The organism is Enterobacter cloacae complex sp. P1B (genome assembly GCF_014982345.1).
GTDB classification, from domain to species: Bacteria; Pseudomonadota; Gammaproteobacteria; order Enterobacterales; family Enterobacteriaceae; genus Enterobacter; species Enterobacter bugandensis.
Window position 1 is genome coordinate 1 of the sequence record NZ_JADCLF010000024.1, and the last position, 411, is coordinate 411.

General features: G+C 46.7%; 2 tRNA genes. Both read right to left on the reverse strand.

Annotation, left to right across the window (positions count from 1 at the left end):
* Window positions 1-174: 174 nt before the first annotated feature.
* A tRNA-Ala gene (locus tag INF77_RS22745) sits at window positions 175-250 on the reverse strand.
* 43 nt (window positions 251-293) lie between these two features.
* Window positions 294-370: transfer RNA gene (locus tag INF77_RS22750), tRNA-Ile, on the reverse strand.
* Between the last annotated feature and the right edge of the window lie 41 nt (window positions 371-411).

Sequence of the window (411 nt, forward strand, 5' to 3'; positions counted from 1 at the left end):
ACCACCACACCCGAACAATGTTCAAATCATGATTGCGAAAATTTGAGAGACTCGAACACACCATTAAGATGTGTCGTTTCAATTTTCAGCTTGATCCAGATTTTTAAAGAGCAAAACTTCGCAGTGCACCTTTTCAGGTTCACTCTGAAGTTTTCTTGTGTTCGCAGTAAAAGATGGTGGAGCTATGCGGGATCGAACCGCAGACCTCCTGCGTGCAAAGCAGGCGCTCTCCCAGCTGAGCTATAGCCCCATCGTTTTGCAATCTCTGTACCGCTCATCCTTTAAAAGGAGTTTGGTAGGCCTGAGTGGACTTGAACCACCGACCTCACCCTTATCAGGGGTGCGCTCTAACCACCTGAGCTACAAGCCTGCAGAGATTTTTACTGCTGTTTTTCATCAGACAATCTGTGT